General features: G+C 47.4%; 24 protein-coding genes and 5 pseudogenes. 21 read left to right on the forward strand and 8 right to left on the reverse strand.

Annotation, left to right across the window (positions count from 1 at the left end):
- The first annotated feature begins 823 nt into the window (after positions 1 to 823).
- The 3 genes from IB196_RS12095 to IB196_RS12105 all read left to right on the forward strand — a co-directional run bounded on the left by IB196_RS12095 (position 824) and on the right by IB196_RS12105 (position 3,871).
- Positions 824 to 1,264: a hypothetical protein gene (locus IB196_RS12095; protein WP_220132810.1), complete on the forward strand. Its 441-nt coding sequence runs from the start codon at positions 824 to 826 to the stop codon at positions 1,262 to 1,264.
- 54 nt (positions 1,265 to 1,318) lie between these two features.
- Complete coding sequence (locus IB196_RS12100; protein WP_059444175.1) at positions 1,319 to 2,209, forward strand: SIR2 family protein; 891 nt, start codon at positions 1,319 to 1,321, stop codon at positions 2,207 to 2,209.
- Positions 2,210 to 3,007: 798 nt separating this feature from the next.
- The gene (locus tag IB196_RS12105) at positions 3,008 to 3,871 is read left to right on the forward strand and encodes a DUF6602 domain-containing protein (protein WP_127341218.1); all 864 of its coding nucleotides are present in this window, start codon (positions 3,008 to 3,010) and stop codon (positions 3,869 to 3,871) included.
- A gap of 293 nt (positions 3,872 to 4,164) precedes the next feature.
- Here the strand turns inward: IB196_RS12105 and IB196_RS12110 are convergent, their stop codons facing one another.
- Positions 4,165 to 4,539, reverse strand: coding sequence for a hypothetical protein (locus IB196_RS12110; RefSeq protein WP_048216548.1), 375 nt, complete (start codon positions 4,537 to 4,539; stop codon positions 4,165 to 4,167).
- Positions 4,540 to 4,679: 140 nt separating this feature from the next.
- Here IB196_RS12110 and IB196_RS12115 point away from each other — a divergent pair, with 140 nt between their 5' ends.
- On the forward strand, positions 4,680 to 5,282 hold the full coding sequence (locus tag IB196_RS12115; protein ID WP_039316117.1) for a site-specific integrase: 603 nt from the start codon (positions 4,680 to 4,682) through the stop codon (positions 5,280 to 5,282).
- 135 nt (positions 5,283 to 5,417) lie between these two features.
- Here IB196_RS12115 and IB196_RS12120 read toward each other — a convergent pair whose 3' ends face one another.
- On the reverse strand, positions 5,418 to 6,170 hold the full coding sequence (locus IB196_RS12120; protein ID WP_185963967.1) for a hypothetical protein: 753 nt from the start codon (positions 6,168 to 6,170) through the stop codon (positions 5,418 to 5,420).
- A 448-nt stretch (positions 6,171 to 6,618) separates the two neighbouring features.
- On the opposite strand from IB196_RS12120, the gene IB196_RS12125 reads away from it, so the two are divergent.
- The gene (locus IB196_RS12125) at positions 6,619 to 7,089 is read left to right on the forward strand and encodes a hypothetical protein (protein WP_094169439.1); all 471 of its coding nucleotides are present in this window, start codon (positions 6,619 to 6,621) and stop codon (positions 7,087 to 7,089) included.
- A gap of 298 nt (positions 7,090 to 7,387) precedes the next feature.
- Here the strand turns inward: IB196_RS12125 and IB196_RS12130 are convergent, their stop codons facing one another.
- Complete coding sequence (locus IB196_RS12130) at positions 7,388 to 7,576, reverse strand: hypothetical protein (RefSeq protein ID WP_094169440.1); 189 nt, start codon at positions 7,574 to 7,576, stop codon at positions 7,388 to 7,390.
- 489 nt (positions 7,577 to 8,065) lie between these two features.
- Between IB196_RS12130 and IB196_RS12135 the strand changes: the two genes are divergently transcribed.
- The gene (locus IB196_RS12135) at positions 8,066 to 8,968 is read left to right on the forward strand and encodes an alpha/beta fold hydrolase (RefSeq protein WP_005121242.1); all 903 of its coding nucleotides are present in this window, start codon (positions 8,066 to 8,068) and stop codon (positions 8,966 to 8,968) included.
- Between the two features lie 302 nt (positions 8,969 to 9,270).
- Here the strand turns inward: IB196_RS12135 and IB196_RS12140 are convergent, their stop codons facing one another.
- Positions 9,271 to 10,026, reverse strand: coding sequence for a DeoR/GlpR family DNA-binding transcription regulator (locus IB196_RS12140; RefSeq protein ID WP_005121244.1), 756 nt, complete (start codon positions 10,024 to 10,026; stop codon positions 9,271 to 9,273).
- Positions 10,027 to 10,113: 87 nt separating this feature from the next.
- Here IB196_RS12140 and IB196_RS12145 point away from each other — a divergent pair, with 87 nt between their 5' ends.
- Together IB196_RS12145 and IB196_RS12150 are read left to right on the forward strand one after the other, a co-directional pair.
- Entirely contained in the window at positions 10,114 to 10,698 is a 585-nt protein-coding gene (locus tag IB196_RS12145; RefSeq protein ID WP_040233800.1) for an NUDIX domain-containing protein, read from the forward strand.
- A 10-nt stretch (positions 10,699 to 10,708) separates the two neighbouring features.
- Positions 10,709 to 11,068 carry a DUF4406 domain-containing protein gene (locus tag IB196_RS12150; RefSeq protein WP_040233798.1) on the forward strand — a complete coding sequence of 120 codons (360 nt, stop codon included), beginning with the start codon at positions 10,709 to 10,711 and terminating at the stop codon, positions 11,066 to 11,068.
- Between the two features lie 94 nt (positions 11,069 to 11,162).
- Here IB196_RS12150 and IB196_RS12155 read toward each other — a convergent pair.
- The 3 genes and pseudogenes from IB196_RS12155 to IB196_RS12165 form a co-directional block, all read right to left on the reverse strand.
- A pseudogene (locus tag IB196_RS12155) lies at positions 11,163 to 11,480 on the reverse strand (transposase); the annotation flags it as partial.
- A gap of 78 nt (positions 11,481 to 11,558) precedes the next feature.
- Positions 11,559 to 12,512 (reverse strand): pentapeptide repeat-containing protein, encoded by a 954-nt coding sequence (locus IB196_RS12160; protein ID WP_276683636.1) that lies wholly within the window; start codon positions 12,510 to 12,512, stop codon positions 11,559 to 11,561.
- A 181-nt stretch (positions 12,513 to 12,693) separates the two neighbouring features.
- Positions 12,694 to 12,829 (reverse strand): annotated as a pseudogene (locus tag IB196_RS12165) (hypothetical protein); the annotation flags it as partial.
- Positions 12,830 to 13,005: 176 nt separating this feature from the next.
- On the opposite strand from IB196_RS12165, the pseudogene tnpA reads away from it, so the two are divergent.
- From tnpA to fecE, 8 genes and pseudogenes are all read left to right on the forward strand, one after another.
- A pseudogene (tnpA, locus tag IB196_RS12170) lies at positions 13,006 to 13,200 on the forward strand (IS200/IS605 family transposase); the annotation flags it as partial.
- Between the two features lie 164 nt (positions 13,201 to 13,364).
- Entirely contained in the window at positions 13,365 to 13,886 is a 522-nt protein-coding gene (gene fecI, locus IB196_RS12175) for a ferric citrate uptake sigma factor FecI (protein WP_005121249.1), read from the forward strand.
- Positions 13,883 to 14,836 (forward strand): ferric citrate uptake sigma factor regulator FecR, encoded by a 954-nt coding sequence (gene fecR / locus IB196_RS12180; RefSeq protein ID WP_188232190.1) that lies wholly within the window; start codon positions 13,883 to 13,885, stop codon positions 14,834 to 14,836. Before fecI ends, fecR begins: the two co-directional genes overlap by 4 nt.
- 86 nt (positions 14,837 to 14,922) lie before the next feature.
- Positions 14,923 to 17,241 (forward strand): TonB-dependent Fe(3+) dicitrate receptor FecA, encoded by a 2,319-nt coding sequence (fecA, locus tag IB196_RS12185; RefSeq protein WP_005121252.1) that lies wholly within the window; start codon positions 14,923 to 14,925, stop codon positions 17,239 to 17,241.
- 74 nt (positions 17,242 to 17,315) lie between these two features.
- The gene (locus IB196_RS12190) at positions 17,316 to 18,218 is read left to right on the forward strand and encodes a Fe(3+) dicitrate ABC transporter substrate-binding protein FecB (RefSeq protein WP_005121253.1); all 903 of its coding nucleotides are present in this window, start codon (positions 17,316 to 17,318) and stop codon (positions 18,216 to 18,218) included.
- Positions 18,215 to 19,213, forward strand: a complete 999-nt coding sequence (gene fecC, locus IB196_RS12195; RefSeq protein WP_188232191.1) for an iron-dicitrate ABC transporter permease FecC — start codon at positions 18,215 to 18,217, stop codon at positions 19,211 to 19,213. Before IB196_RS12190 ends, fecC begins: the two co-directional genes overlap by 4 nt.
- The gene (gene fecD, locus IB196_RS12200) at positions 19,210 to 20,166 is read left to right on the forward strand and encodes a Fe(3+) dicitrate ABC transporter permease subunit FecD (RefSeq protein ID WP_005121256.1); all 957 of its coding nucleotides are present in this window, start codon (positions 19,210 to 19,212) and stop codon (positions 20,164 to 20,166) included. Before fecC ends, fecD begins: the two co-directional genes overlap by 4 nt.
- The gene (gene fecE / locus IB196_RS12205) at positions 20,167 to 20,934 is read left to right on the forward strand and encodes a Fe(3+) dicitrate ABC transporter ATP-binding protein FecE (RefSeq protein WP_005121257.1); all 768 of its coding nucleotides are present in this window, start codon (positions 20,167 to 20,169) and stop codon (positions 20,932 to 20,934) included.
- A 265-nt stretch (positions 20,935 to 21,199) separates the two neighbouring features.
- On the opposite strand, the pseudogene IB196_RS12210 reads toward fecE, so the two are convergent.
- Positions 21,200 to 21,310: pseudogene (locus IB196_RS12210) on the reverse strand (transposase); the annotation flags it as partial.
- A gap of 176 nt (positions 21,311 to 21,486) precedes the next feature.
- Here IB196_RS12210 and IB196_RS12215 point away from each other — a divergent pair.
- The 5 genes and pseudogenes from IB196_RS12215 to IB196_RS12235 form a co-directional block, all read left to right on the forward strand.
- Positions 21,487 to 21,621: pseudogene (locus IB196_RS12215) on the forward strand (hypothetical protein); the annotation flags it as partial.
- A 181-nt stretch (positions 21,622 to 21,802) separates the two neighbouring features.
- A complete protein-coding gene (locus IB196_RS12220) occupies positions 21,803 to 22,723 on the forward strand; it encodes a pentapeptide repeat-containing protein (protein ID WP_348936024.1) in 921 nt (306 codons plus the stop codon).
- A 94-nt stretch (positions 22,724 to 22,817) separates the two neighbouring features.
- Positions 22,818 to 23,858, forward strand: coding sequence for an IS481 family transposase (locus IB196_RS12225; protein WP_188232127.1), 1,041 nt, complete (start codon positions 22,818 to 22,820; stop codon positions 23,856 to 23,858).
- 77 nt (positions 23,859 to 23,935) lie between these two features.
- Positions 23,936 to 24,208, forward strand: a complete 273-nt coding sequence (locus IB196_RS12230; RefSeq protein WP_137378465.1) for an EmrE family multidrug efflux SMR transporter — start codon at positions 23,936 to 23,938, stop codon at positions 24,206 to 24,208.
- A gap of 33 nt (positions 24,209 to 24,241) precedes the next feature.
- A complete protein-coding gene (locus IB196_RS12235; protein ID WP_005121261.1) occupies positions 24,242 to 24,790 on the forward strand; it encodes a GNAT family N-acetyltransferase in 549 nt (182 codons plus the stop codon).
- The last annotated feature ends 7 nt before the right edge of the window (positions 24,791 to 24,797 follow it).

Here is a 24,797-nt window from a genome sequence, read left to right on the forward strand (position 1 = left end):
TTCGGTATAACGCTAACCACTCATGGTAACCTCTCTTTAAGTCATCTTAATTGACTCTGAGGTATCTGTTAAACCCGTGGCGATTCAGGGGATGAAGCAGGCAGAATTTGCTGAGGTTGTGGGGACCAGTGTCGATTTGATTCGTAGCTGGGAACAACAGCGGCGCGTACCCTCGGGTATTGCATAAAAAATGCTGTGGCTTATTGAGCGTGAGCCCGCTCTGCTTAATGTACTTCGTGGTATTCGCGTTTAATTTTTCGCTAGCGAATCATTCAGGCAGGTGCACACCGATTTTTTCAGATGGACACATGGTTTGCTTTACAAAGAGCACATATGCAGGGAGTGATGGGGCTGTTTCCGAAACATAGCTGTTTAAAGTGCGCCATGTTTTACACCCGCGCTGCCTCCAGGGCAAACGGTATGGTTGTTGGTAAGGGAAGCTGCCTTTGCAAGCGCGTCCAATACAGATGCGATTGTTTCAGTGGTCGATTTGTATAGCTATAGTGAAACCAACATAAAATTTTGCTATACCTATTCGCTACCTATGTGAAAAACCCACTGACTAGTAGGATGCGTATTGTTAACCCGGGACAAATCCTTGCCCGGAAAGAGCTGCAATTTATAGTCTTGTGGGTTTCTATTGGTAGCAAAGAGGCCCGTCTTGCTCGATGTCATCGAGTGTATAGCCATAATAGATGATAAATTAGGACGGTTCTGGAGTCGTCATAATTGTGTTCACATATGGGCTATTGATATAGATTAAGCCATCCTGAATAGCACCCTAACTGCAGAAGTGCCGTAGAGTGGAGCACGTGAAATTTTCATGAAAAAAACGCCTACATATGAAGAATATCTGAACCATACAGGACTCCATTATCATAAACTCTGGAAAGCAACGGGAGACTCTTGGATCTGCCCAGGATGTGGACGCAGCAAATTTCAGATCATGAGATGGACCCTCCGGTTCCCGAATACGCCTGACGCCTTTATGGATTGGGTTGCTGCATTGCACAAACATCACGACCATTCTAATGATTACATGAACTTAGGAGAGCCTCGGTTTCCTGAAACACTAATTTGTGGTCAGTGTAATTCTGCGGATGGAACAGTAAAAAGAAAGCTAAAACTGCCGAGGAAATTCTCTTTCTCTCCTCAGGAGATGCGGATGTTCATCGAGGCGACACCACACGGAAAACATAAAATTAATTACGAACGAGCACTTGAACTCTTCACTCGACAAAGGAGCAACAATGATCGTGAATGAGTTTAGCACAAAAAATCAACAATATATTTTACGAGTTAAAATCAAATGGTACATATGACAAACACTCTTTTTTTTGGTAATGGAATAAACAGACTTTCTGAAAATCACGTCACCTGGAGTAATTTACTCGATAACATAAAAGGTATCAATAAGTTCGAAAGCGGCCAGTTGCCAAACACTATGGTGTATGAGCGAATCTATCTAGAAAAACATGCGCCAGATAGAAGCGAAAAAAAAGATGAGCTTGAAATAAAAAATGTTATAGCTAACGAACTACGAGAGCAAGGGTCAAATGATGTTCTTGAGGAGTTAGCATCGCTACCTTTTAAGCATTATCTTACTACTAATTATGATTACGCCTTAGAAAAGGCGCTTGATATTTCGCCAGTAAAGCTAAGTTCAGAGGAAATTTATAGCTTGAGAAGAAAACGAATGTATGAATCACAGAATAATTCAAAATTCCTGTGGAATATACATGGTGAAATAGACAACCCCAAATCTATTATGCTTGGTTTAGATCATTATTGTGGTTCAGTGAGCAAAATCGATGCTTATGTTAAAGGCAACTACTCACATAAAGTTAATGGCGCTGACGTTTCTGTTAAACCGATGTTAGAAAAACTTAGAGATGCTTCATTTTGTCACACATCATGGGTGGATCTATTTTTCTCAAGCAATGTACACATTATCGGCTTTTCATTAGACTATAGCGAGACTGACATATGGTGGGTGCTAAATAAGCGAGCCCGTTTTTCATCTGAAGCAACAATTAATAACAAAATATATTTTTACACTCATACTATCAGTGATGAAAAAAAAGGACTGCTTGAGGCATTCGGTGTTGAGGTTATTACAATTGATGTGATTGATGATAACTTTGAGGGTATGTATTGGTCTGCTATAAAGAAAATAAATAATAACCTCAATCGAGATACAGAAAACTGACTTAACGTATTGTATTGAAAGGAACTAAATAAGGAAATATTCACTTATAGCAAAAATAACATAGCGCGCCTGACCTGTTCTCCGTTGATTGACACACGGCGATGTTATCGACATCCATGGCGACCTAATTATGAATGTCTTCTGGACGCTCATTACTGAACTGACGATGCGTATCTGCAAAGTTAGGTGTTGTTATCTCAAAACGTTCAGAGCCTACTGGTGCGACAGGCACCGGTTAGACAACACGGTATGGCGGATTAAGCCGCCCTGAGGCGGCTTGTCATTATTTGCGCGGCTTCCCGGCATCCGAGCGTTTTTCTCGAACTCTACCATCATTGTTACGATCACGGGGCTGCGTACCACCGCCGGGTTTAGGAACAACTACGCCTGGATTAAGAGGTCTTCTGTCCGCCATATATCTGTTTCCTTAAAGAATGGCAAAGTTGCCGTCTCTTTTGATACGCCTGGTGTCGTTACCTTTCAATCATTATGGGATGATATGTTGCGCAGCATCAACTTTTCCCTCACTCCACTCATAGCGAACATTCCACATATGTCCATCCGCTTTGTGCCAGAAGCTGATGTTCTAACTCTATACTGTGTCAATCTAAGGGGAGAAGGTCAATATTATTAATAAAGGCAAAACTATCTAAGTTATGTCTGGGGATTTATATTTTATACGAATCAATTTGAATGATTATTGCTTTCGTATCCCACTCTTTGTATAGTCACATTGAGTGAAATGGACGATTTATAATTTGATATTATTAACCACTTTTTTGAAAGGAGTAACACACTGTGGAAAAAAATAGCAAAGGTCTAAGAGTTCGTAATTTTTTTGATATTGAAGCTAAAGAAATCATGGAAAGATATCGTGTGATAGAAACTTTATTGCCTAATACAAATTCCAAAGGCGCTTATCACCGAGGTGAGGAAGGACGTTATATTGAATCCTTGTTAAGATCGTTTCTTAATAGCCATCTTCCCTCTAATCTAAAAGCCATGTCTGGATTTATTCTTAGCCCCTCAACTAAAACAGGAATTGAGGATAATACTCGTGTTGAAAACTTTCCAGATCGTCATTCAAGGCAATTAGATATTATAGTGTATGATGTTGCCAATTATCCAATCTATGAAAAATTTGAAGAATTCTGTATTGTCCCACCTGAAGGTGTTGTGAGTATAATATCCGTAAAAAAGAAATTAAAGACAAATGACATTCACCATGAGGTTAAAGCATTAAGAGATGCTGCCACCTTATGCTCTGGAAATAAAAAGAGAACGCCTCACACAGCTATTTTTTCTTTTGATAGTGACATCAAAACATTGAGAGGTCTCAATGCGAAAATATTCTCAAGCATTTCAAAGGAGAATGGAGGGTCTTTTTCCACTCTTATTAACGAAGTTATAGTTGCAAATAAGACTTGTATATTTAAACTTAGAAAGGACAACACGACTGTAGAAGGTCATGCTCAATATGTGGGTGTGGATTGTACAAAAAGACCTCATATCACGTTGCAGAGAATACTTCAAAGCATATTATCGGTTCACTATGATACCTCTAGAGGTAGTACAATTAATAGACCAGGATTTGTATCTTTCGAAAAAAATACATTTGCCGATTCTCCCAAAATTGGTACAATTCCATATGATTATGACTAGGTAAAAGTACTTATATTTCCAAACACCAGTTACTTAAGTTGTCTTTTTGCAATATAATTTAATTTAGCACGAAGACATAATTAAAATCATCATACCTGACTAGTCCTGGTTTGTATTTAGGTGGCCAGCTCTCTATGTCTCAAGGCATTTTGTTATAAGTATGCATTGCGAACCCCGCGGCTCGCTCACAGCGGAACTTTTGCTCAGTCAGTTAGTCCGCTCCATAGCAGGAGCGGACGTGGAGAACAACAGTCTTAGTTGAGCAACGGGGAGCTGGTTAGCATTTTTACTCATCACTTTCGCAGACCAACCCTTATAAGATCATGAGGGAATAAAGGCTTAATCATTATCTTATCGTTAAAAATAAATAGTTTAGGTGACAGGGCGATGACATCGTAGATATTATCGACAATGAGTTGTAGATGGGTTCTGAACACGGGCACATTCGCATCATCCGCTACGACAAATACAGTTTCATTGCCTAAGTCGCTCACGTTAAACATCTCATGACTAGGTTCATAATCGCTAAAGTCCATTTCCGACCATTTGAGATCACCGCTATACCATGGATATTGAAGAAAAATATCCATTACCGCACTCAAATCATCCCCTTCCATAACATTAAAATCTGTCTTGAGAAGGTCCTTACATTCCTCAAACAATGTCATGTCCATTCCCTTTAGGCTTTATAGCTGAATATTTTTATCATATCCTCCCTGGATGATTGTTTAAAGGAATTAGGAACGTCCTCTGATCGCTCATAAGGGACAACCATACTCAAATCTCCCACATTGCAGGAGATTTGAGTATGAACACGTCACCGTGGAACAAAGACCGTATCATCGGCCAAAAAAGACCACTTCAGATATCTCATATCTGGGGGATCCGAATCCGGCTTGAACTGGAAGGTAAAACGCGCGATTTAGCTCTGTTCAATATGGCCTTGGACAGTAAGCTACGAGGCTGTGACCTGGTAAAACTCAAAGTATCTGATGTTGCATATGGTAGCTCTGTTTCAAGCAGAGCTACGGTGTTGCAACAGAAAACCGGTAGCCCTGTGCAGTTTGAGATAACCAAAGGAACAAGAGAAGCTGTTGCTGCATTGATAAAGCTTGGCAATTTGCATAGTAAAGACTTCTTGTTTCGGTCTCGAGTCGGAACTAACCAGCCCATATCTACCCGGCAATACAACCGAATTTTTCATGGGTGGGTAGAAAAGCTTGGTCTCGAAGATTCGCTTTACAGCACACATTCCATGAGAAGAACAAAACCTTACCTGATCTACAAGAAAACCAAGAATCTTCGGGTGATCCAACTTCTGTTGGGCCATAAGAAACTGGAAAGCACAGTCCGTTATCTGGGCATTGAAGTAGATGATGCGTTAGAGATCTCTGAATCGATTGAAGTCTAAGGTTGTCAGGGCTGCAACAGCAGCCCTGTGCCAGGTGCTATCGTTCGCCTAGTCGAATTCGACGTATGAAAGCAATCGGCCTACGCTCTTTCGATTGAAGGGTTGGTCACTTGCAGGCAGCACGGTCTTGGCTAGTCACTCGGACTCATAAGCGACCACGAGTGCTTTGCCCGTTTCATAGAAGCTTTGAATCATGTTTCTAACAGTCTGCGACTGGACTCCTCGGGAGCCAATCCAGCCTGCATTGACGCTCGCTGCGAACTGCGAGTTCGTAAGGTACCTGGGCGCTCCTTCGAAGGTGATCTGGGAGCCGCCCTGAGGGCCTTTCGGACCATTTGGGCCTAAGAGAAAATGCATGTACTCACGCGGTACATACATGCCCTTTATCAGTTCGCCAGATGCAGGTCTAAGCCCCTTATTTGGCACCAATTTCACCATGAATCCGTCGTCACTCAAGCGGTATTCGTTGTGTGATCGGATTGCGGCGGCAGATCGGGTCAAGTTATAAAAGTCATCCATCCTCACCAACTCTTGAGCAAGCTGTGCATCGGGCCGATACAAGACCCGATCGCCTTCCTCACGCATCAGTTTGTACTGAACTAGAACGAACAGCTCGTACGGTTCGTTGTAGTAAATCAGATCTACCCCAAGCGTGTGCTCAAGGTCGTTCCGATTCGCGTAGTTGACTTGCAGCCTGCGCCCACCTTGCTCGAATATAGATACCCCGGCTTGATGCATGGGAGTCATTCCAGGCCAGTTGAAGAGGTCGTGTTGAATCGCCGACTCTTCTTGTAGATAGCGTTGTGGTATGCCTGTTAGGAATGCTGATTGCCCAGACTCAAGATTCGTCAGTGTCGCCGTGGCTTCGGTCTCATTGATCTGTTCCACTGAGCCTTCATAGGGTGCCCATTCGCTCAACACACGCTCACGGAGTTGGTTGCTTCCAGAGAAAATGTCGAGAGAGATGCCAATAGCCTCTCGCTCTTGAAGGAGTATCTCTGCGGATTCGCCGTGGTGCCAGAAGCAGACATTTCCGACAGCTGCATGCACTAATCCATGGAAAACGGATCTAACTACATAGTCATGCTGACATGCTGGAGTTATGAAGGATGTTTTTCAGGATTTGGGCGGAAAAAAGCTGTCAGAAACGCCCTGTTCGCCGCAAAAGCGCGCTAAGGGCCTTTCTGGGTGGGGGTGAGAGATGCTATGGAAAATTGGAGGTCATAACACTTGTTGCAGTTTCGAATATATATCTGAACACTTGCCAACAAAGATGTTTTAAAGTAGGATTAATTTCAGTTTGCTAGTTTGTTATTGGCAAACCATGGTGGTTAAGATGAGTAAATTTTTCATTGAAGTTGAGCATGGGGTTTATGTAGCAACAAGCGAGCTGCAGGACTACCTGAAAGACGAAAAGTTGCGTCTGAATTTGACATGGAAGTCATTTAGCGAACGTATTGGGCGTATTTCTCCAGAGTTTCTTGGCTCTATTGCCAGGGGAACAAGTAGTAATCGTTTCAGTGAAGAGACCCGAGCATGTTTGGCCTCCTACATTGATTCTTCTGTTGAAAGGAACGAGGTCATACCCAATCTGTCTGCTGTTCCAACAGAGGTCTTAATGGCGGAAATTAAACTACGGCTGGAGCCAAAAAATAGCATTCAGTTACCGCATCAATGTCCTTGTTGTGGTCTGATAGCTTCAACTTTTGAAGAGATTGATGAGCAATTCGGTGTCAGAAGTATTCAGGGAAGAATCTCTAACCAATCGTGGTGCCGAAAATGTAGGCGAAGTCAAAATAAAATTTAAAAGAGGTGGAATTAATGAGTAACGCAAATGTTATTGAAATGCCTCACCATTGCCGCAACGGTCAGGGGTGTCCAGATAATACCGTGGCCGAGAATGCTTCAGAACTTGAGGCTAAATTTGGTTTTAGAATGCTCAACGGTAATCTGGCGCCGCAGAGCCTTTGTAAGCCTTGTCGTTCGCGGTCAGGTAAGGAATAGTATTAACTTTCACAGGTTTTACTATTATCAGGCAAAAAACGAAAAGCCCGCACTATGCGGGCTTTCTTATGTCCGTTGGGCAAGAAGCGTTGTGGTAAATATCAAACTTCAACAGCAATGTTAAGGTCACTATCTGTAGTCACTCGATCAATGATCCTGTAAACAATTTTATAGTTTTTGCCATTGTAGTGTTTAACATCACCTGCAGCATAAGTCCGCTGTTCGGTTGTTACTATCGAGGGAAGCCTATTGCCGTTCTTATCAAAGAAAGCCCATTCGTAAGCAAACAAAAAATCTCCTTTAACTTGTTGTTATTTATGTTTATTATAGCATATTGTTTTTTCTCGTTTCATTTATTTTGATGCAAATTCATGAGTGGTTCGCTGCTTGGGTGTTATGTTTAATTTGGCAGAATGTGCCGCCACTATCATTTTGACGTCCGCTACTCGCTCAAAGCAGCCCCTCAGTACCTCGCCCCCGTCCGCTTCGTGCCAGAAGCGGACATTTCTAACATATACATGCACTATTCGGTGGAGAAAAGATCCCACTACATAGCAGTGCAGGCACTCCGGAATCATCATGGCTGTTTATCGGGGATCTAGACTGGGGATATAAGGTGCAGGAAGCAAACCCCTTAAGGTAAGATCGTACTAAGGACGCCTGCGGCGGTGACGGAAGTAGTCTTATGTTAAAAAGTCTCTCGTGCCTACAGAATATGGTGCATGCTTCATGTCACAAATTCACAGATAGTGAATCTTATTGAATAAGGAATTTAGGACGTGATTGACTTCACCCGCTTTGTCGAGCGCTATGAGCAGTTTAACGCCTCGTTACCCCATTCTGAGAACATCACCGAAAGTCGGATTAATGATTTATATCTCCGGGTGTACGAGCCAATGGCCTCTCATGATGAGGTTCTTATTGTCTACCATGGTGGTGGGGTAAACTCTGACGCCGGCTACGACATTCTTGCACGACAGTTGAGTTACGCTCTGCCCATCTGTATTTTTCTCGTCGATATCCGTGGGCATGGTCGTTCGGCCGGTGTCCGGGGGGAAGCTTCCAGCCCTGATCAAATCTGGCGGGATGTAGATTCCGTCATTGATTATGTCCGAACCTCTTTTCCTGATGCCAGAATTCACTTGCTTGGCCATTCCAGTGGTGGCGGCATGCTGATAAATTACTTTACTCGACACTCTCCATCGAGGATTGTTGAAAGCCTGATCTTACTCGCTCCAGCATTGGGTCCTTTTTCACCTCCTGATCTGAACCGCGATTTCTCCTCCCCCTTTGCATCGATAAACCGTTTGAACTTCATAATCAATGCAATGAGTGGAGGTTTTCTGTATGGCCGTCGTGCTGGAGTGAGGCTTAACTTCCCCTGTGAGGTTATCAATGCGAGGCCTGACTTTGTTCAGACATACAGCGTTAATATGGCTAACGCCCTTACCCCTCGTAATCCCCAAAGGCAACTTAAGGAGATCTCTATTCCAGTAACAATCCTGCTTGCTGAGCATGATGAACTGTTTAATGTTAGCCGAATGGATGAGTTTCTCAGGAACTGTTGCAATCCGAATGTAATCAGTCGAATTGTGGCAGGAAGTACACATCTCGATTGTATTTTCGAGTTAACGGATATGGTGAGGGAACACCTCACAGGCCTGACTTCAAGAGCGCAATAGGGATGTTATGTCTAATGTGGCATAACATCTCTATCGCCATGATTTTGACGTCCGCTTCTCGCTCAAAGCGGTCGCTAGTCCTACCCCAACTAATGCCATAGTCAGTAAGATCCTTCCCAAAGATCCCCTATTCGTTGTCCTTTCCCTCCGACTTTACAAATATGTGCCCTCTCACGAAAAAACGATGGAAAACGTGATTCTTACAGTGCTGGGCTATCTGCGACAGTTACTGATCGGCTGGAGTGTACTGGCGTGGCTGTATCTGTTCTTTATGCGATTTCTCATGTTCGATTAACAGAGAATCACGCTTTGATAATGGTGATGCCCTTTCCTTCAATACTCCTTAGCCAATTATCATCGGTTTCACTATCAACCACGATAGTATTGATTAGCCCTATCTCACCGATGACAAACGATGACGCAGCGTTGACCTTCTCCGGCGACACCAGTACGACCGTTTCCGCCGCTCTGCCGGAAAATGCACGTTTGATGCACGCTTCTTCATAATCACCCGTGGTTAATCCCGCTTCAGGATGAATACCCGTTACCCCCATGAAGAAAATATCCGCATGAATATTGCCTATGCCTTCAATAGCGGCCGCCCCTACACTGACAATGGAGTGTTTGTACAGTCGGCCACCGATCAAAATGACGTCAACCTCGGGTTTATCGACCAACCCCAGTGCAATGCTGGGACTGTGTGTCACCACGGTAATATGCAGATCTTCCGGCAGACAGGCAATCAGCTCTGATGTGGTCGTGCCACCATCCACAATAACAACTTGTCCCGAAGAAATGAGTTCAGTGCCTTTGCGCGCGATCTTCATTTTCACATCTGTTTTTAATGATTTACGCTCGGAAAATGTCGCAACAGCTGAAGACGATGGCAAAGCACCACCATGAACGCGCTGCAATCGCCCTTCTGCGGCAAGCTCACGTAAATCCCGTCGAATGGTGTCTTCTGAAACGCCAAATCGATCGCTCAGATTTTTCGATTGGACCTGCCCTTCAACCTGCAGTTGTTCAAGAATAAGGTGTTTACGTTGATGAGCGAGCATGTGACCGTTCCTGTTTATGCATGTTTATACTTGTATTTGCACGATAGTGCTGATTATGATGTCAACTCTACGGATCAAGGAGTCTTCATGCAACCTAAACGTGCAGAAATACGCATCGTCGATAACCTAACATTATCCGATGACTGGTATTGTTTAAAAAAATACACTTTTGATATTCAACGAAGAAACGGTGATTGGCAGCGCCAAAGTCGTGAAGTTTACGATCGCGGCAACGGAGCCACGATACTGCTCTATAACCGTGACAGGAAAACAGTGATCTTAACTCGTCAGTTTCGTTTTCCGGTATTTATAAATGGTCACGATGGCTATCTCATTGAAACAGCTGCAGGTCTTCTTGACAACATGGCTCCTGAAAAACGGATCAAAGCCGAAGTTGAAGAAGAAACCGGTTTTCGTGTATCCAGCGTACAGAAGGTTTTCGAGGCGTACATGAGCCCAGGCTCGGTCACGGAGAAGCTCTATTTTTACATCGCGGAATATGATGCTGCCGACAAGACAGGTGCCGGTGGTGGAATTGCGGCTGAAGGAGAAGATATCGAAGTGCTTGAGTGGCCGCTTGCAAGCGCACTTGCCGCAATTGAAAGTGGTCTTATCGTCGATGGCAAAACCATTATGTTGCTTTATCACATTGCGCTGAAAAACATTCTGTGAGGTTCTCTTTGTGAAACAACTTATTCTCATTGCTGGTCCCTACCGTAGCGGTACGGATGGAAAACAAAATCTTATCGATGCGAATCTTGCTCGCCTGGAAGATGCAGCGTTAGCGGTATATCAAAGAGGACACATTCCTGTAATCGGCGAATGGCTGGCACTACCACTGGCAAAAGCTGCCGGTTCTGCGGCTATTGACGATGAAATCGGCGAATCTATGATCTACCCCGTTGCCCATCGACTTATCACCAAATGTGATGCGATTTACCGTATTAAAGGCGCTTCTAAAGGTGCTGATATGGACATCGATGTCGCACATAAGCATGGACTCACCGTTTATTTCCGCCTTGAAGACATCCCGTTGGCGTAATTTTATTGTGCTATTGCCTGCGAATGTGCAGGCAATTAAACCATCGCCAATGGGATCTATGACTCTCAGGAGAGATGGGGAGCGCAAGCGCGGGCAATACAATGATCTTGCGTTCGATCTCATCGGACAGCGTGGTCTGATGCTTCTTCACCAGTTGTGGCTCAAAAGTGCCGTTACGATCGCGCGGGGTTGCCAGTTCAAAACTGCCGGTCGGGGCTTTAATGGTCTTTTTGCCTGAACCATTTTTACGGTTAGCCTCCACATCCGAAGCCAGATGGGAGTCAAGTTCAGCAGACAAAGCAGCTTCAGTTAACTGTTTAATTAATGGCGTTAAGATACCATCCTTACCCGTTAATGCCTGGCCGGACTGGAGGGCCTTAAGCGCTTTATCGAAATCGAAGGGCTGGGACATGTGTCATTCCTTTTTGTTTGTATATTACTGGAATGACATAGAATTTCTAATACTCCCTCCGGCTATGCCGGAGGATATTTATTCGGGGCTGTGGTGTATTTTGTGGTGTATTTCTATGGCCTCTCCTTCACCACCCTTTATCTCCCATTCATATGTATATATTGTTTTGTAAAGACTAACAATAATGTTTTCTGCGATTGAATATGAAGCGTGCATGGTCGTACCATATTCTGCCGATCTATTACTAAACAATTGTTGACACTTTGGTTTAGCCATGTGTTTAATGGATTCGAATAATTCATCGATCCTATCGAAGTCATTTGTTCCCAACAACATTATCTCACTCAACTTTTCTGCTGCTTCACGCTGATTATCTTCGCTAAAATTGTCACGTATTAAACTAGTACCAAGTAGTTGCTCAGTTTCTATACTTGTCCTACTTAGATTTGCCCCGGAAAGGTCAGCATTACTCAAATCCAAATCGCTCATATCACGTCCGCTTAAATCTTCCTCTGATAGATCGAGGCATCCCGTATCAATATATTTTTGTCTGGCTTCTGATAGGTTGCATTCATCCAGAAAATATATGGTGTTAAAATATCTGGCTCCTGATATGAACTGCGCTTCACTTAATTGTAATTCTAATGGTTCAGATACGTTTTCTTCACTAATCTCCAGTAAGTATGCTCCATCCGTGTCCTTGGTTATACATAGCTCATATTCACCTTGTAGCGATTTTTCTGACTCATCAATAGTGAATCTAATAGACATGCCGGAGTTATGAATAATACTGCTCAGTGTTTTTCGCGGGGATATATTCTCTGAAGCCAAAGAACGCGAGAGACTATTGATGACAGACTTAAGCCGCTTCTCCCCTGAGTCCTTAATTCCCAAAGTAAAAATGTACTTCAGACACTCGCCTACGCCATGCAGTCTGGTTGCTTCTTTGTGCAATGTTTTATCATCTGGGCTCATTGCAGCGTTTACCAGTATATCCATATGTTTTTGTGCTAAAGCATTAATGTTGTCCATTGACATCTCCTTATTGATTGGTTTATCGCTAAGGCGATTCTCTTACTAAGAGACAACGAAAAATATCAAAAAGTGCTCCGGTTTGGCATTAATTCATATTGAAGACATCGATGAATAGATGCCTTTAATATAGATTTAATATCTATATTGAGTTTTGATTCTCAGTACCGACAAATCGCTATTAGTGCGCGCCGCCGCCACTCCCTGCACCGAATGGCGGTTTGGCAAACCGATACCAGGCCGAGTAGCACGAGGAAAATCCCTGCAGACATCCAGAAGATTTCGTTAGCAGAAATAATCAGGCCCTGGTGAGTAATGCCAGTCAGTTAAGCAACTGACTGGCCCTTTTTGTGCACAGAAAACCCCCAGCCAGGCTGGGGGTTCCGTAAAGCTTTCAGCTTTGGGCCAGTTATTAAAACCCCTTTTGATTTGTTAAAACATCTTGCGGTCTGGCAACTGCAAAAGTTCAACAAGAAACCAAAAGGGGGTCCCAATGGGGGAGGAGAAGAGCTTAGCGCACACCCGATGGAACTGTAAATATCACATAGTTTTTGCGCCCAAATACCGAAGACAAGCATTCTACGGGGAGAAACGCAGGGCGATAGGCAGCATCTTAAGAAAGCTGTGCGAGTGGAAAAACGTACGAATCCTGGAAGCGGAATGCTGCACAGATCATATCCATATGCTGTAAGCGTAAAGCCAGCGCCGTATGTAGCCATTAAGGGATGCTATTAATGCCAAAATCATAACCCCTTTAAAATGTCATTTTTATCTCATTTCATTTCCAATTGTAATGATAACCATTCTCATGTTAATGTAGCCGCGTGATAATTAACTTTTGATGCAATCCGCATGTCTGACCGCGCCACTACTACCGCTTGCTTCACGCTCGAGTCGCTTTATGGCGCACATCACGGCTGGCTGAAAAGCTGGCTGACGCGCAAACTCCAATCTGCCTTTGATGCTGATGATATTGCCCAGGACACATTTTTACGGGTAATGGGCAGTGACTCGCTCAAGACTGTCCGTGACCCTCGTTCCTTCCTGTGTACTATTGCCAAACGGGTGATGGTCGACCTGTTTCGTCGAAACGCGCTGGAAAAAGCCTATCTGGAGATGCTGGCGCTGATGCCGGAAAATCTCGCGCCTTCGCCCGAGGAACGTGAGAGCCAGCTCGAAACCCTGCAACTCATCGACAGCATGCTTGACGGCCTGAACGGAAAAAGACGCGAAGCGTTTTTGCTTTCGCAACTGGAGGGGCTCAAATACAGCGAGATCGCGCTTAAGCTCGGCGTCTCCGTCAGCTCGGTGAAAAAGTATGTGGCAAAGGCTATCGAACATTGTCTGCTGTTTCGTCTGGAGCACGGCTTGTGAACGCTGCTATCTCCGATTCTCGCCGTCAGGCATTGCGCTCAGCATCACACTGGTATGCGGTATTGAGCGGCGATCGCGTTAGTCCGCAGCAGGAAGCTCGCTGGCAACAATGGTATGAGCTAGACCAAGACAATCAGTGGGCATGGCAACAGGTTGAAAACCTACGCAACCAGCTCAACCATGTACCGGGCGATGTCGCCAGCCGGGCGCTGCATGATACGCACCTAACCCGTCGTCACGTCATGAAAGGGCTGCTGTTACTGCTTGGCGTGGGCGGCGGCTGGCAGCTCTGGCAATCTGAGGCCGGTGAAGGTCTGCGTGCCGACTACCGCACAGCTAAAGGCGTGGTCAGCCATGAGCGGCTGGAAGATGGTTCACTGCTGACGCTCAACACACAAAGCGCCGCTGATGTTCGTTTTGATGCGCATCAGCGTACCGTCCACCTCTGGTACGGTGAAATTGCCATCGTTACAGCCAAAGACGACCAACTGCGACCTTTCCGCGTGATGACGCTCCAGGGTCAGCTCACCGCATTAGGCACAGAATTTACTGTCTTTCAGCACGATAACATCACGCGCGTAGCCGTACAGCAGCATGCTGTTGAAGTCCGCCTGGCAAATCATCCGCAGGAAAAACGTATCGTCAACGCTGGCGAGGGCCTGCAGTTTAGCGCGTCTGAATTTGCTGAAATCGCCACATCGGATGATGAAAGCGCAGTCTGGACACAGGGCGTTCTGAGTTTCAGTGATAAACCGCTGGGTGAGGTCATTGCCACGCTGAGCCGTTATCGCAACGGTGTGCTGCGCTGTGATCCGGCAGTGGCGGGACTGCGCCTGAGCGGGACTTTCCCACTGAAAAATACCGATGCAATTCTGAATGTTATTGCTCAGACTCTTCCAGTTAAAATTCAGTCAGTTACACGATACTGGGTCAATATCTCAGCGTTGTAAGAAAAATAATTCTCATTTTTATTGTCCATTTTCCCCTTCTCGTTCGACTCATAGCTGAACACAACAAAAATGATGATGGAGAAGGTATGACGCATTCACGCGTTTTGCACAAAACAACACCTTTGGTTAATGCCATTCGCCTGTGCCTGCTGCCACTGGCCGGCCTTTCGTTATCAACCTTCGCAGCGCAGGTTGATATTGCCCCAGGTGCGCTCGACAAGGCGCTTAACCAATATGCCGCACACAGCGGAATTACCCTGTCGGTGGACGCCAGCCTGACACGCGGCAAACAGAGCAACGGCCTTCACGGTGACTACGATGTCGAAACCGGTCTGCAACATCTGCTGAGCGGCAGCGGCCTGCAGGTAAAACCGCTGGGCAATAACAGCTGGACGCTGGAGCCCGCACCGAAAGAAGATGCCCTGACCGTGGTGGGCGACTGGCTGGGCGACGCGCGTGAAAATGACGTTTTCGAACATGCTGGCGCACGTGACGTTATCCGCCGTGAGGATTTCGCCAAAACCGGCGCGACGACCATGCGCGAAGTGCTCAACCGTATCCCTGGCGTCACCGCCCCGGAAAACAACGGGACTGGCAGCCACGACCTGGCGATGAACTTTGGTATTCGCGGTCTGAACCCGCGCCTTGCCAGCCGTTCAACGGTGCTGATGGACGGTATTCCGGTGCCGTTTGCCCCTTACGGTCAGCCGCAGCTTTCACTGGCGCCTGTTTCGCTCGGAAATATGGACGCCATCGATGTGGTACGCGGCGGTGGCGCGGTGCGTTACGGGCCACAAAACGTGGGGGGTGTGGTGAACTTTGTCACCCGCGCCATTCCTCAAGACTTCGGTATCGAAGCAGGTATGGAAGGGCAGCTTAGCCCAACTTCTTCGCAAAATAATCCGAAAGAGACGCATAACCTGATGGTGGGCGGCACGGCGGATAATGGTTTTGGCACTGCCTTGCTTTACTCCGGCACCCGCGGCAGCGACTGGCGCGAGCATAGCGCCACGCGCATCGATGACCTGATGCTGAAAAGTAAATATGCGCCGAACGAGGTGCACACTTTCAACAGCCTGCTGCAATACTATGACGGCGAAGCCGACATGCCCGGCGGCCTGTCCCGCGCAGATTACGACGCCGACCGCTGGCAGTCCACGCGTCCGAACGATCGCTTCTGGGGTCGTCGCAAGCTGGCAAGCCTTGGCTATCAGTTCCAGCCGGATAACCAGCATAAATTCAACATTCAGGGCTTCTACACCGAAACCCTACGCAGCGGCTACTTAGAACAAGGCAAACGTACCACCCTTTCACCGCGTAACTACTGGGTGCGAGGCATTGAACCGCGCTACAGCCAGAGCTTTATGATTGGCTCTTCCGCGCACGAAGTGGGCGTCGGCTACCGCTATGTAAGTGAATCGACGCATGAAATGCGTTACTACACCACCACCAGCAGCGGACAGCTGCCGACCAGCGCCAGCCCTTACGATCGCGACACCCGTTCCGGTACCGAAGCGCACGCGTGGTATCTGGATGACAAAATCGACGTGGGTAACTGGACCATCACGCCGGGTATACGCTTTGAACATATCGAGTCATACCAAAACAACGCCATTAAACGTACGCACGAGGAAGTGAGCTATAACGCCCCGCTTCCAGCGCTAAACGTGCTCTATCACCTAACTGATAGCTGGAATCTTTATGCAAACACTGAAGGCTCGTTCGGCACCGTACAGTACAGCCAAATTGGCAAGGCTGTGCAAAGCGGCAATGTGGAACCGGAAAAAGCGCGAACCTGGGAGCTCGGAACCCGATACGACGATGGTGCGCTGACGGCAGAAATGGGGCTGTTCCTGATTAACTTTAATAATCAGTACGACTCCAACCAGCTCAACGATACCGTGACCGCACGCGGTAAAACGCGCCATACCGGACTGGAAACTCAGGCTCGCTATGACCTTGGCACGCTGACGCCAGTCCTCGACAACATCTCCGTCTACGCAAGCTATGCATATGTGAACGCCGAGATCCGCGAGAAAGGCGACACCTACGGCAACCAAGTGCCGTTCTCGCCGAAACACAAAGGCACATTGGGCGTGGACTATAAACCGGGCAGTTGGACCTTCAACCTGAACAGCGATTTCCAGTCCAGCCAGTTTGCGGATAACGCCAACACCGTTAAAGAGAGCGCCGACGGCAGCACCGGCCGGATCCCTGGTTTCATGCTCTGGGGCGCGCGCATAGCCTATGACTTCGGTCCGCAGATGGCAGATCTGAACCTTGCGTTTGGTGTGAAAAATATCTTCGACCAAGAATATTTTACCCGCTCTTATGACGACAACAACAAAGGCATTTACGCCGGCCAGCCGCGCACACTCTACATGCAGGGATCGTTGAAGTTCTAATCCCCGATTACCCGGCCTGCATGCTGTTTTGTGGGCTGGGTAAGCGAAGCGCCACCCGGCTTTCAGGAGCACCCATGTTCACATTTTTTCGAGTTCTTGTTGCAGGCCTGCTGCTTGTCACAGGCCACGCCTTTGCCACCACGGTACAGGATGAGCACGGCATTTTTACGCTTGATAAAACGCCACAGCGGATAGTGGTGCTGGAACTGTCGTTTGCAGACGCGCTGGCCGCCGTCGATGTCAGTCCGGTCGGCATTGCCGACGATAATGATGCGACGCGCATTCTTCCAGAGGTTCGCGCCCATCTGAAAACCTGGCAGTCTGTTGGCACCCGTGCGCAGCCGAGTTTAGAAGCCATCAGTATGCTAAAACCGGATCTGATCATTGCCGATAGCAGCCGCCATGCGGGGATTTGCAACGCCTTGCGGCAAATCGCACCGGTCCTGCTGCTTAAGTCTCGTAATGAAACCTATGCTGAAAATCTGCAGTCTGCGACCATCATCGGCGACGTTGTCGGCAAAAAGGCACAGATGCAATCACGCCTGGAGCAACACAAACAACGGATGTCAAAGTGGGCCAGCGAGTTGCCAAAAGGCACGCTGGTCTTGTTCGGCACATCCCGTGAACAGCAGTTCAATCTGCACACGCGTGATACCTATACCGGGAGTGTCCTGGCCGCTCTTGGGCTGACGGTGCCCGCGATGAAGGCCGGTGTGTCGATGCCATCCATTGGTCTGGAACAGTTGCTGGCAGTCAATCCTGCATGGTTGTTAGTCGCACACTATCGCGAAGAGAGCATCGTGAAACGCTGGCAGCAAGACCCGCTATGGCAGATATTAACGGCTGTGCAAAAACAGCAGACGGCTTCGGTCGATAGTAACGCCTGGGCGCGAATGCGCGGCATTTTTGCGGCCGAACGTATTGCCAGCGACACGGTAAAAATCTTTCATCACCAGCCTTTATCTGATGTGAAATGACAGTTCTCAGACACCCAGCGCTGCAGTGGGGGCTTCCTCTTGCCGCGCTTATCGTTGTTTTCTGGCTGAGTCTGTTTTGCTACTCGGCCATTCCTATTTCTGGGGTTGACTCGATTCGTGCCTTGCTGCCCGACTCTACGCCGACGCTGGCACATGCGCTGGTGCAAAACCTTCGTCTGCCGCGAAGTCTGGTCGCCATTTTGATCGGCGCTAGCCTGGCTCTTGCGGGAACGCTGCTGCAGACCCTGACGCATAATTCAATGGCCTCCCCGTCATTGCTCGGCATAAACAGCGGCGCGGCGCTGGCGATGGCGCTCACCAGCGCCGTCAGCCCAACACCCGTTACGGGTTACTCCATCGCCTTTATCGCCGCCTGCGGCGGCGGCATAAGCTGGCTGTTGGTGATGGCCGCAGGCGGTGGATTTCGCCATACCCAAGACAAAAACAAACTGATCCTTGCGGGTATCGCCTTCTCGGCTTTTTGTATGGCCTTGACCCGTATCACCCTGCTGCTGTCTGAAGATCACGCCTACGGTATTTTTTACTGGCTAGCGGGGGGCGTATCCCACGCACGCTGGCAGGAACTCTGGCAGCTTTTGCCGATGGTGGCGATTGCTGTACCGGTGGTGTTGCTGCTGGCTAATCAACTGAATCTGCTTAACGTCAGCGATAGCACCGCCCGCACGCTGGGGGTCAATCTGCCCAGGCTACGTTTGATCATCAATATTCTGTTGCTGCTTCTCGTCGGCGCCTGCGTCAGTGTGGCGGGTCCAGTGGCGTTTATTGGTCTGCTGATGCCGCATCTGGCTCGCTTCTGGGTGGGATTCGATCTACGCAAGGTGCTGCCGATGAGCATGCTTTTGGGCGCCACGTTGATGCTACTGGCGGATGTTCTGGCGCGGGCACTGTCCTTCCCCGGCGAATTGCCCGCGGGAGCCGTGCTGGCGCTGATTGGCGCGCCCTGCTTTGTCTGGCTGGTCAGGAGGCGCGGATGAAAATTACGATAGTCATTTTCATCGCCCTCGCGCTGACAGGAATTTCGGTACTGTCGTTGCAAATGGGGGTGATCTCGGTTCCCTTTCGCGCCCTGATAACCGACTGGCAGACCGGACTCGAATATCATTACGTGTTAACGGCATACCGCCTGCCGCGACTACTACTGGCGCTGTTTGTGGGTGCCGCCCTCGCGGTTGCAGGCGTTCTGGTACAGGGGATCGTACGTAACCCTCTGGCATCGCCGGATATTCTCGGCGTAAACCATGCCGCCAGTTTTGCCTCTGTGGGCACTCTGCTTCTCTTACCGTCCCTGCCGGTGGTTGCACTGCCACTACTGGCATTTGCCGGCGGTATGACGGGCCTGATCTTGCTGAAAATGCTGGCGAACACCAGCCAGCCGGTGAAGTTGGCGCTCACAGGTGTCGCGCTTTCTGCCTGCTGGGCCAGCCTGACGGATTATCTGATGCTCTCGCGCCCACAGGATGTGAACAGCGCCCTGCTGTGGCTGACCGGCAGCTTATGGGGTCGTGACTGGAGCTTTGTGAAGGTTGCCGTCCCGCTGCTGATTTTGTTTCTGCCGCTGAGCCTGAGTTTTTGCCGCAATCTCGATCTCTTGGCGCTGGGTGATGCGCGCGCGACCACGCTCGGCGTGTCGGTGTCGCGCACCCGGTTTCGGGCTTTGCTACTGGCTGTCGCCATGACGTCTACGGGCGTGGCCGTCTGCGGTCCGATTAGCTTTATTGGTCTCGTGGTGCCACATATGGTGCGCAGCATTACCGGTGGACGTCATCGCTGGCTGCTGCCCGTTTCGGCCCTGACAGGTGCGTTACTGTTGGTGATGGCCGACCTGCTGGCGCGAATTATTCATCCCCCGCTGGAGCTTCCAGCTGGCGTGCTGACCGCCATTATCGGCGCGCCATGGTTTGTCTGGCTGCTTGTGAGAATGCGATAAATGACATTACGAACGGAAAAACTGACGATCAGTTACGGTACAACCAAGGTATTAGACGGCGTATCACTCACACTGCCTGTGGGCAAGATTACTGCCCTACTTGGCCCTAACGGTTGTGGGAAATCGACGCTGTTAAACTGTTTTTCACGGCTGTTAATGCCGCAGTCCGGCACCGTATTTCTTGACGACAATCCCATCAATACGTTCTCATCGCGCCAGCTTGCCCGCAGGCTGGCACTGCTGCCGCAGCATCATTTAACGCCAGAGGGGATCACCGTCCGAGAACTGGTATCCTACGGCCGCAACCCGTGGTTACCACTTTGGGGGCGTCTTTGTGCGCAAGACAATGCGCGGGTCAATGTTGCCATGAGCCAGACCCAAATCCATCATCTTGCCGACAGACGGTTAACCGATCTTTCTGGCGGCCAACGCCAGCGCGCATTTCTGGCGATGGTCTTGGCGCAGGATACGCCCGTTGTCCTGCTCGATGAGCCAACTACCTATCTCGATATCAATCATCAGGTGGAACTGATGCGGTTGATGGGCGCACTCCGAGGTCAGGGAAAAACGGTAGTCGCAGTGCTGCACGACCTTAATCAGGCAAGCCGATACTGTGATCATCTGGTGGTCATGGCCAACGGACATGTGATGGCACAAGGCACACCGGAAGCAGTGATGAATCCTGGATTGCTGAGAAGCGTATTCAGCGTGGAAACGGAGATCCATCCCGAGCCGATATCTGGCAGACCGATGTGTGTGATAATGTAGATTGTACAGGTCGTATGAAGCAAACCTCGGCTAAACGAAACGGGAACTGTGCCGCTGTGTCTTTCTGACTGGCTCTGAACGCTTACGATGAGCACATCAACTTGTTTTAGAATGCCCGCTTTGTGCTGTGAGTTCAACGGGTCGATGCAACGCTATCCTTAATCGAGGGGGACGTTGCCATGAAACGAAGAACGCGTATTTACTACACGCCAGAGCAGAAAACGATTATCTGGGACAGGTATAAGCAAGGTGATTCCCTGCATGATATCACCCTGCGTTTCTCCCCGTAGAATGCTTGTCTTCGGTATTTGGGCGCAAAAACTATGTGATATTTACAGTTCCATCGGGTGTGCGCTAAGCTCTTCTCCTCCCCCATTGGAACCCCCTTTTGATTTCTTGTTGAACTTTTGCAGTTGCCAGACCGCAAGATGTTTTAACAAATCAAAAGGGGTTTTAATAACTGGCCCAAAGCTGAAAGCTTTACGGAACCCTCAGCCTGGCTGGGGGTTTTCTGTGCACAAAAAGGGCCAGTCAGTTGCTTAACTGACTGGCATTACTCACCAGGGCCTGATTATTTCTGCTAACGAAATCTTCTGGATGTCTGCAGGGATTTTCCTCGTGCTACTCGGCCTGGTATGGTTTGCCAAACCGCCATTCGGTGCAGGGAGTGGCGGCGGCGCGCACTAATAGCGATTTGTCGGTACTGAGAATCAAAACTCAATATAGATATTGAATCTATATTGAATGCATCAATTCATTGATGCATTCAATATAAATTAATGCCAAACCGGAGCACTTTTTGATATTTTTCGTTGTCTCTTAGTAAGAGAATCGCCTTAGCGATAAACCAATCAATAAGGAGATGTCAATGGACAACATTAATGCTTTAGCACAAAAACATATGGATATACTGGTAAACGCTGCAATGAGCCCAGATGATAAAACATTGCACAAAGAAGCAACTAAACTGCATGGCGTAGGCGAGTGTCTGAAGTACATTTTTACTTTGGGAATTAAAGACTCAGGGGAGAAGCGGCTTAAGTCTGTCATCAATAGTCTCTCGCGTTCTTTGGCTTCAGAGGGTATATCCCCGCGAAAAACACTGAACAGTATTATTCATAACTCCGGCATGTCTATTAGATTCACTATTGATGAGTCAGAAAAATCGCTACAAGGTGAATATGAACTATGTATAACCAAGGACACGGATGGAGCATACTCACTGAAGATTAGTGAAGAAAACGTATCTGAACAATTAGAATTACAATTAAGTGAAGCGCAGTTCATATCAGGAGCCAGATATTTTAGCACCATATATTTTCTGGATAAAAACAACCTATCAGAAGCCGGACAAAAATATATTGATACGGGATGCCTCGATCTATCAGGGGAAGATTTAAGCGAACTTGATATGAGCGATTTGGATTTGAGTAATGCTGACCTTTCCGGGGCAAATCTAAGTAGAACAAGTATAGAAACTGAGCAACTACTTGATACTAGTTTAATACGTGACAATTTTAGCGAAGATAATCAGCGTGAAGCAGCAAAAAAGTTGAGTGAGATAATGTTGTTGGAAACAAATAATTTCAATAATTTCAATAATTTCAATAAGTTCGATAAGTTCGATAAATTATTCGAATCCATTAAGAACATGGCTAAACCAGAGTGTCAACCATTGTTTAGTAAAACATTGATTGAAGAAAAAAATTCGAACATAGTGGTTTCATATTCAATCGCAGGAAACATTATTGCCAGGCCACGTATTCAATTTGCGGATTTGGCGTATTAGTCGCGACTTGATCTGACACTGGACCTTGAAAGGTTGAGAGTTACCGGTTTTGATATGGGTGTCGAATCCTTATACAAAACACGAGGTAACTCTCATGCTTCATGCTAACAATCCCGTCATCAAACACAAAGCCGGTTTGCTCAATCTGGCTGATGAACTCAGTAATGTATCGAAAGCCTGTAAAATCATGGGCGTCTCACGCGATACATTTTACCGTTATCGCGAACTGGTTGATGAAGGTGGCGTGGATGCACTGATTAACCGCAGCCGACGTGCGCCCAATCTCAAAAATCGGACAGACGATGCCACTGAAAACACCGTGGTGGATTACGCCATTGCGTTCCCGGCACATGGTCAGCACCAGACCAGCAACGAACTGCGCAAACAAGGCGTCTTCATCTCCGGAAGTGGTGTCCGTTCCGTCTGGTTGAGACACTGCCTTGAGAACTTCAAAAAACGTCTGAAAGCGCTGGAAGAAAAAGTGGCGCGTGATGGCATCGAACTGACCGACGCACAGATAGTCGCACTGGAACGAAAAGAAAGTGATGACGAGGCCTGTGGCGAAATTGAAACCGCTCATCCGGGTTATCTGGGCTCACAGGACACGTTCTATGTGGGTAACCTGAAAGGCGTCGGGCGTATTTATCAGCAGACGTTCGTTGATACGTACTCTAAAGTTGCCCATTGCAAGCTCTATGTCACTAAAACACCAATTACAGCGGCTGACCTGCTCAATGATCGTGTGCTGCCATTTCATGAATCTCAGGGGCTGCCGATGCTGAGAATACTGACCGACAGAGGAACAGAGTTCTGCGGTAAGGTGGAACAGCATGACTACCAGCTTTATCTGGCGATAAATGATATCGACCATACGAAAAAGAAAGCGATGTCCCCGCAGACGAACGGTATCTGCGAGCGGTTCCACAGGACAATATTGCAGGAATTTTATCAGGTAACGTTCCGCAAAAAACTGTATGGTGCTCTCGATACATTACAAACGGATCTTGATGAATGGCTGGCTTATTATAATAATGAGCGAACTCATCAGGGAAAAATGTGCTGTGGGCGGACGCCAATGGAAACATTACTTGATGGAAAACGCATCTGGGCTGAGAAAAATTTAAGCCAGATGTAATCTGACAGATACCTGTATAAATAACCGGTAACTGTCAGATCAGGTCTGAGCTAATACAAGTCATAGGTACAACCCTGATGAAGTTCTCTGACGGATTCACACGCCTATGGCCATCTGTAGCAACTATTGTGTGCTACTGCACGGCCTTTTATCTTCTCTCCCAGACTCTGTCGACCATTCCAACAGGTATTGCGTACGCAATTTGGTCAGGTGCTGGAATCATATTAATCAGCCTTTTGAGCTGGTTGGTAAGTGGGCAAAAACTTGATTTTCCGGCGATCGCAGGCATGCTTCTTATTTGTGCTGGGGTTCTGGTTATTAATATTTTTTCAAAATCCTCCCCACATTGATTCTCTTATCTTGCTCTTGTAGGAAAAGCGCATATGAAAATACCAAAACTCCATACAGAACGCTTGCTGTTAAAACCATTAGAAGCCGAAGATGCCTCGCAGATTCAGGTACTTTATCCACGCTGGGAGATAGTTCGCTATATGGTTTCCTCAGTACCCTGGCCCTATCCTGATAACGGTGCGGAGAATTACGTCAATAACATTGCCCTGCCTGATATGAAAAAAGGGATTGCGTGGATCTGGACTATCAGACTCCGTGAGGCCCCTGACGCTCTCATAGGTTTAATTTGCCTTTATGACGTTGAGGATAATAACCGTGGATTTTGGTTAGATCCGGAATATCAGGGTCAGGGTTTTATGCGTGAGGCCAGTAATGTCGCTACGGATTACTGGTTTAATACGTTAAATAAGACGGTATTGCGTGCGCCGAAAGCCTCTCTCAATATCCGTTCCAAACGTATTTCAGACAGTAGCGGCATGCGGCTTATCAAGACGGAAAAGAAAGAGTATGTCAGCGGTTTGCTGGATTCTGAACTTTGGGAAATCACGCGCGACGAATGGAACGCTCATCAGGTTGGTTAATATAAAT

It is taken from the genome of Citrobacter sp. C6_1 (genome assembly GCF_014596835.2).
Classification (GTDB): Bacteria; Pseudomonadota; Gammaproteobacteria; order Enterobacterales; family Enterobacteriaceae; genus Citrobacter; species Citrobacter pasteurii.

Excerpts from the sequence above, each read along its gene's own strand:
- IB196_RS12095 (WP_220132810.1), top strand. The coding sequence starts at position 824 with ATGAAAAAAACGCCTACATATGAAGAATATCTGAACCATACAGGACTC.
- IB196_RS12100 (WP_059444175.1), top strand. The coding sequence starts at position 1,319 with ATGACAAACACTCTTTTTTTTGGTAATGGAATAAACAGACTTTCTGAA.
- IB196_RS12110 (WP_048216548.1), bottom strand. The coding sequence starts at position 4,539 with ATGACATTGTTTGAGGAATGTAAGGACCTTCTCAAGACAGATTTTAAT.
- IB196_RS12115 (WP_039316117.1), top strand. The coding sequence starts at position 4,680 with ATGAACACGTCACCGTGGAACAAAGACCGTATCATCGGCCAAAAAAGA.
- IB196_RS12125 (WP_094169439.1), top strand. The coding sequence starts at position 6,619 with ATGAGTAAATTTTTCATTGAAGTTGAGCATGGGGTTTATGTAGCAACA.
- IB196_RS12140 (WP_005121244.1), bottom strand. The coding sequence starts at position 10,026 with ATGCTCGCTCATCAACGTAAACACCTTATTCTTGAACAACTGCAGGTT.
- IB196_RS12145 (WP_040233800.1), top strand. The coding sequence starts at position 10,114 with ATGCAACCTAAACGTGCAGAAATACGCATCGTCGATAACCTAACATTA.
- IB196_RS12160 (WP_276683636.1), bottom strand. The coding sequence starts at position 12,512 with ATGGACAACATTAATGCTTTAGCACAAAAACATATGGATATACTGGTA.
- fecI (WP_005121249.1), top strand. The coding sequence starts at position 13,365 with ATGTCTGACCGCGCCACTACTACCGCTTGCTTCACGCTCGAGTCGCTT.
- fecA (WP_005121252.1), top strand. The coding sequence starts at position 14,923 with ATGACGCATTCACGCGTTTTGCACAAAACAACACCTTTGGTTAATGCC.
- IB196_RS12190 (WP_005121253.1), top strand. The coding sequence starts at position 17,316 with ATGTTCACATTTTTTCGAGTTCTTGTTGCAGGCCTGCTGCTTGTCACA.
- fecC (WP_188232191.1), top strand. The coding sequence starts at position 18,215 with ATGACAGTTCTCAGACACCCAGCGCTGCAGTGGGGGCTTCCTCTTGCC.
- fecD (WP_005121256.1), top strand. The coding sequence starts at position 19,210 with ATGAAAATTACGATAGTCATTTTCATCGCCCTCGCGCTGACAGGAATT.
- fecE (WP_005121257.1), top strand. The coding sequence starts at position 20,167 with ATGACATTACGAACGGAAAAACTGACGATCAGTTACGGTACAACCAAG.
- IB196_RS12220 (WP_348936024.1), top strand. The coding sequence starts at position 21,803 with ATGGACAACATTAATGCTTTAGCACAAAAACATATGGATATACTGGTA.
- IB196_RS12225 (WP_188232127.1), top strand. The coding sequence starts at position 22,818 with ATGCTTCATGCTAACAATCCCGTCATCAAACACAAAGCCGGTTTGCTC.
- IB196_RS12230 (WP_137378465.1), top strand. The coding sequence starts at position 23,936 with ATGAAGTTCTCTGACGGATTCACACGCCTATGGCCATCTGTAGCAACT.
- IB196_RS12235 (WP_005121261.1), top strand. The coding sequence starts at position 24,242 with ATGAAAATACCAAAACTCCATACAGAACGCTTGCTGTTAAAACCATTA.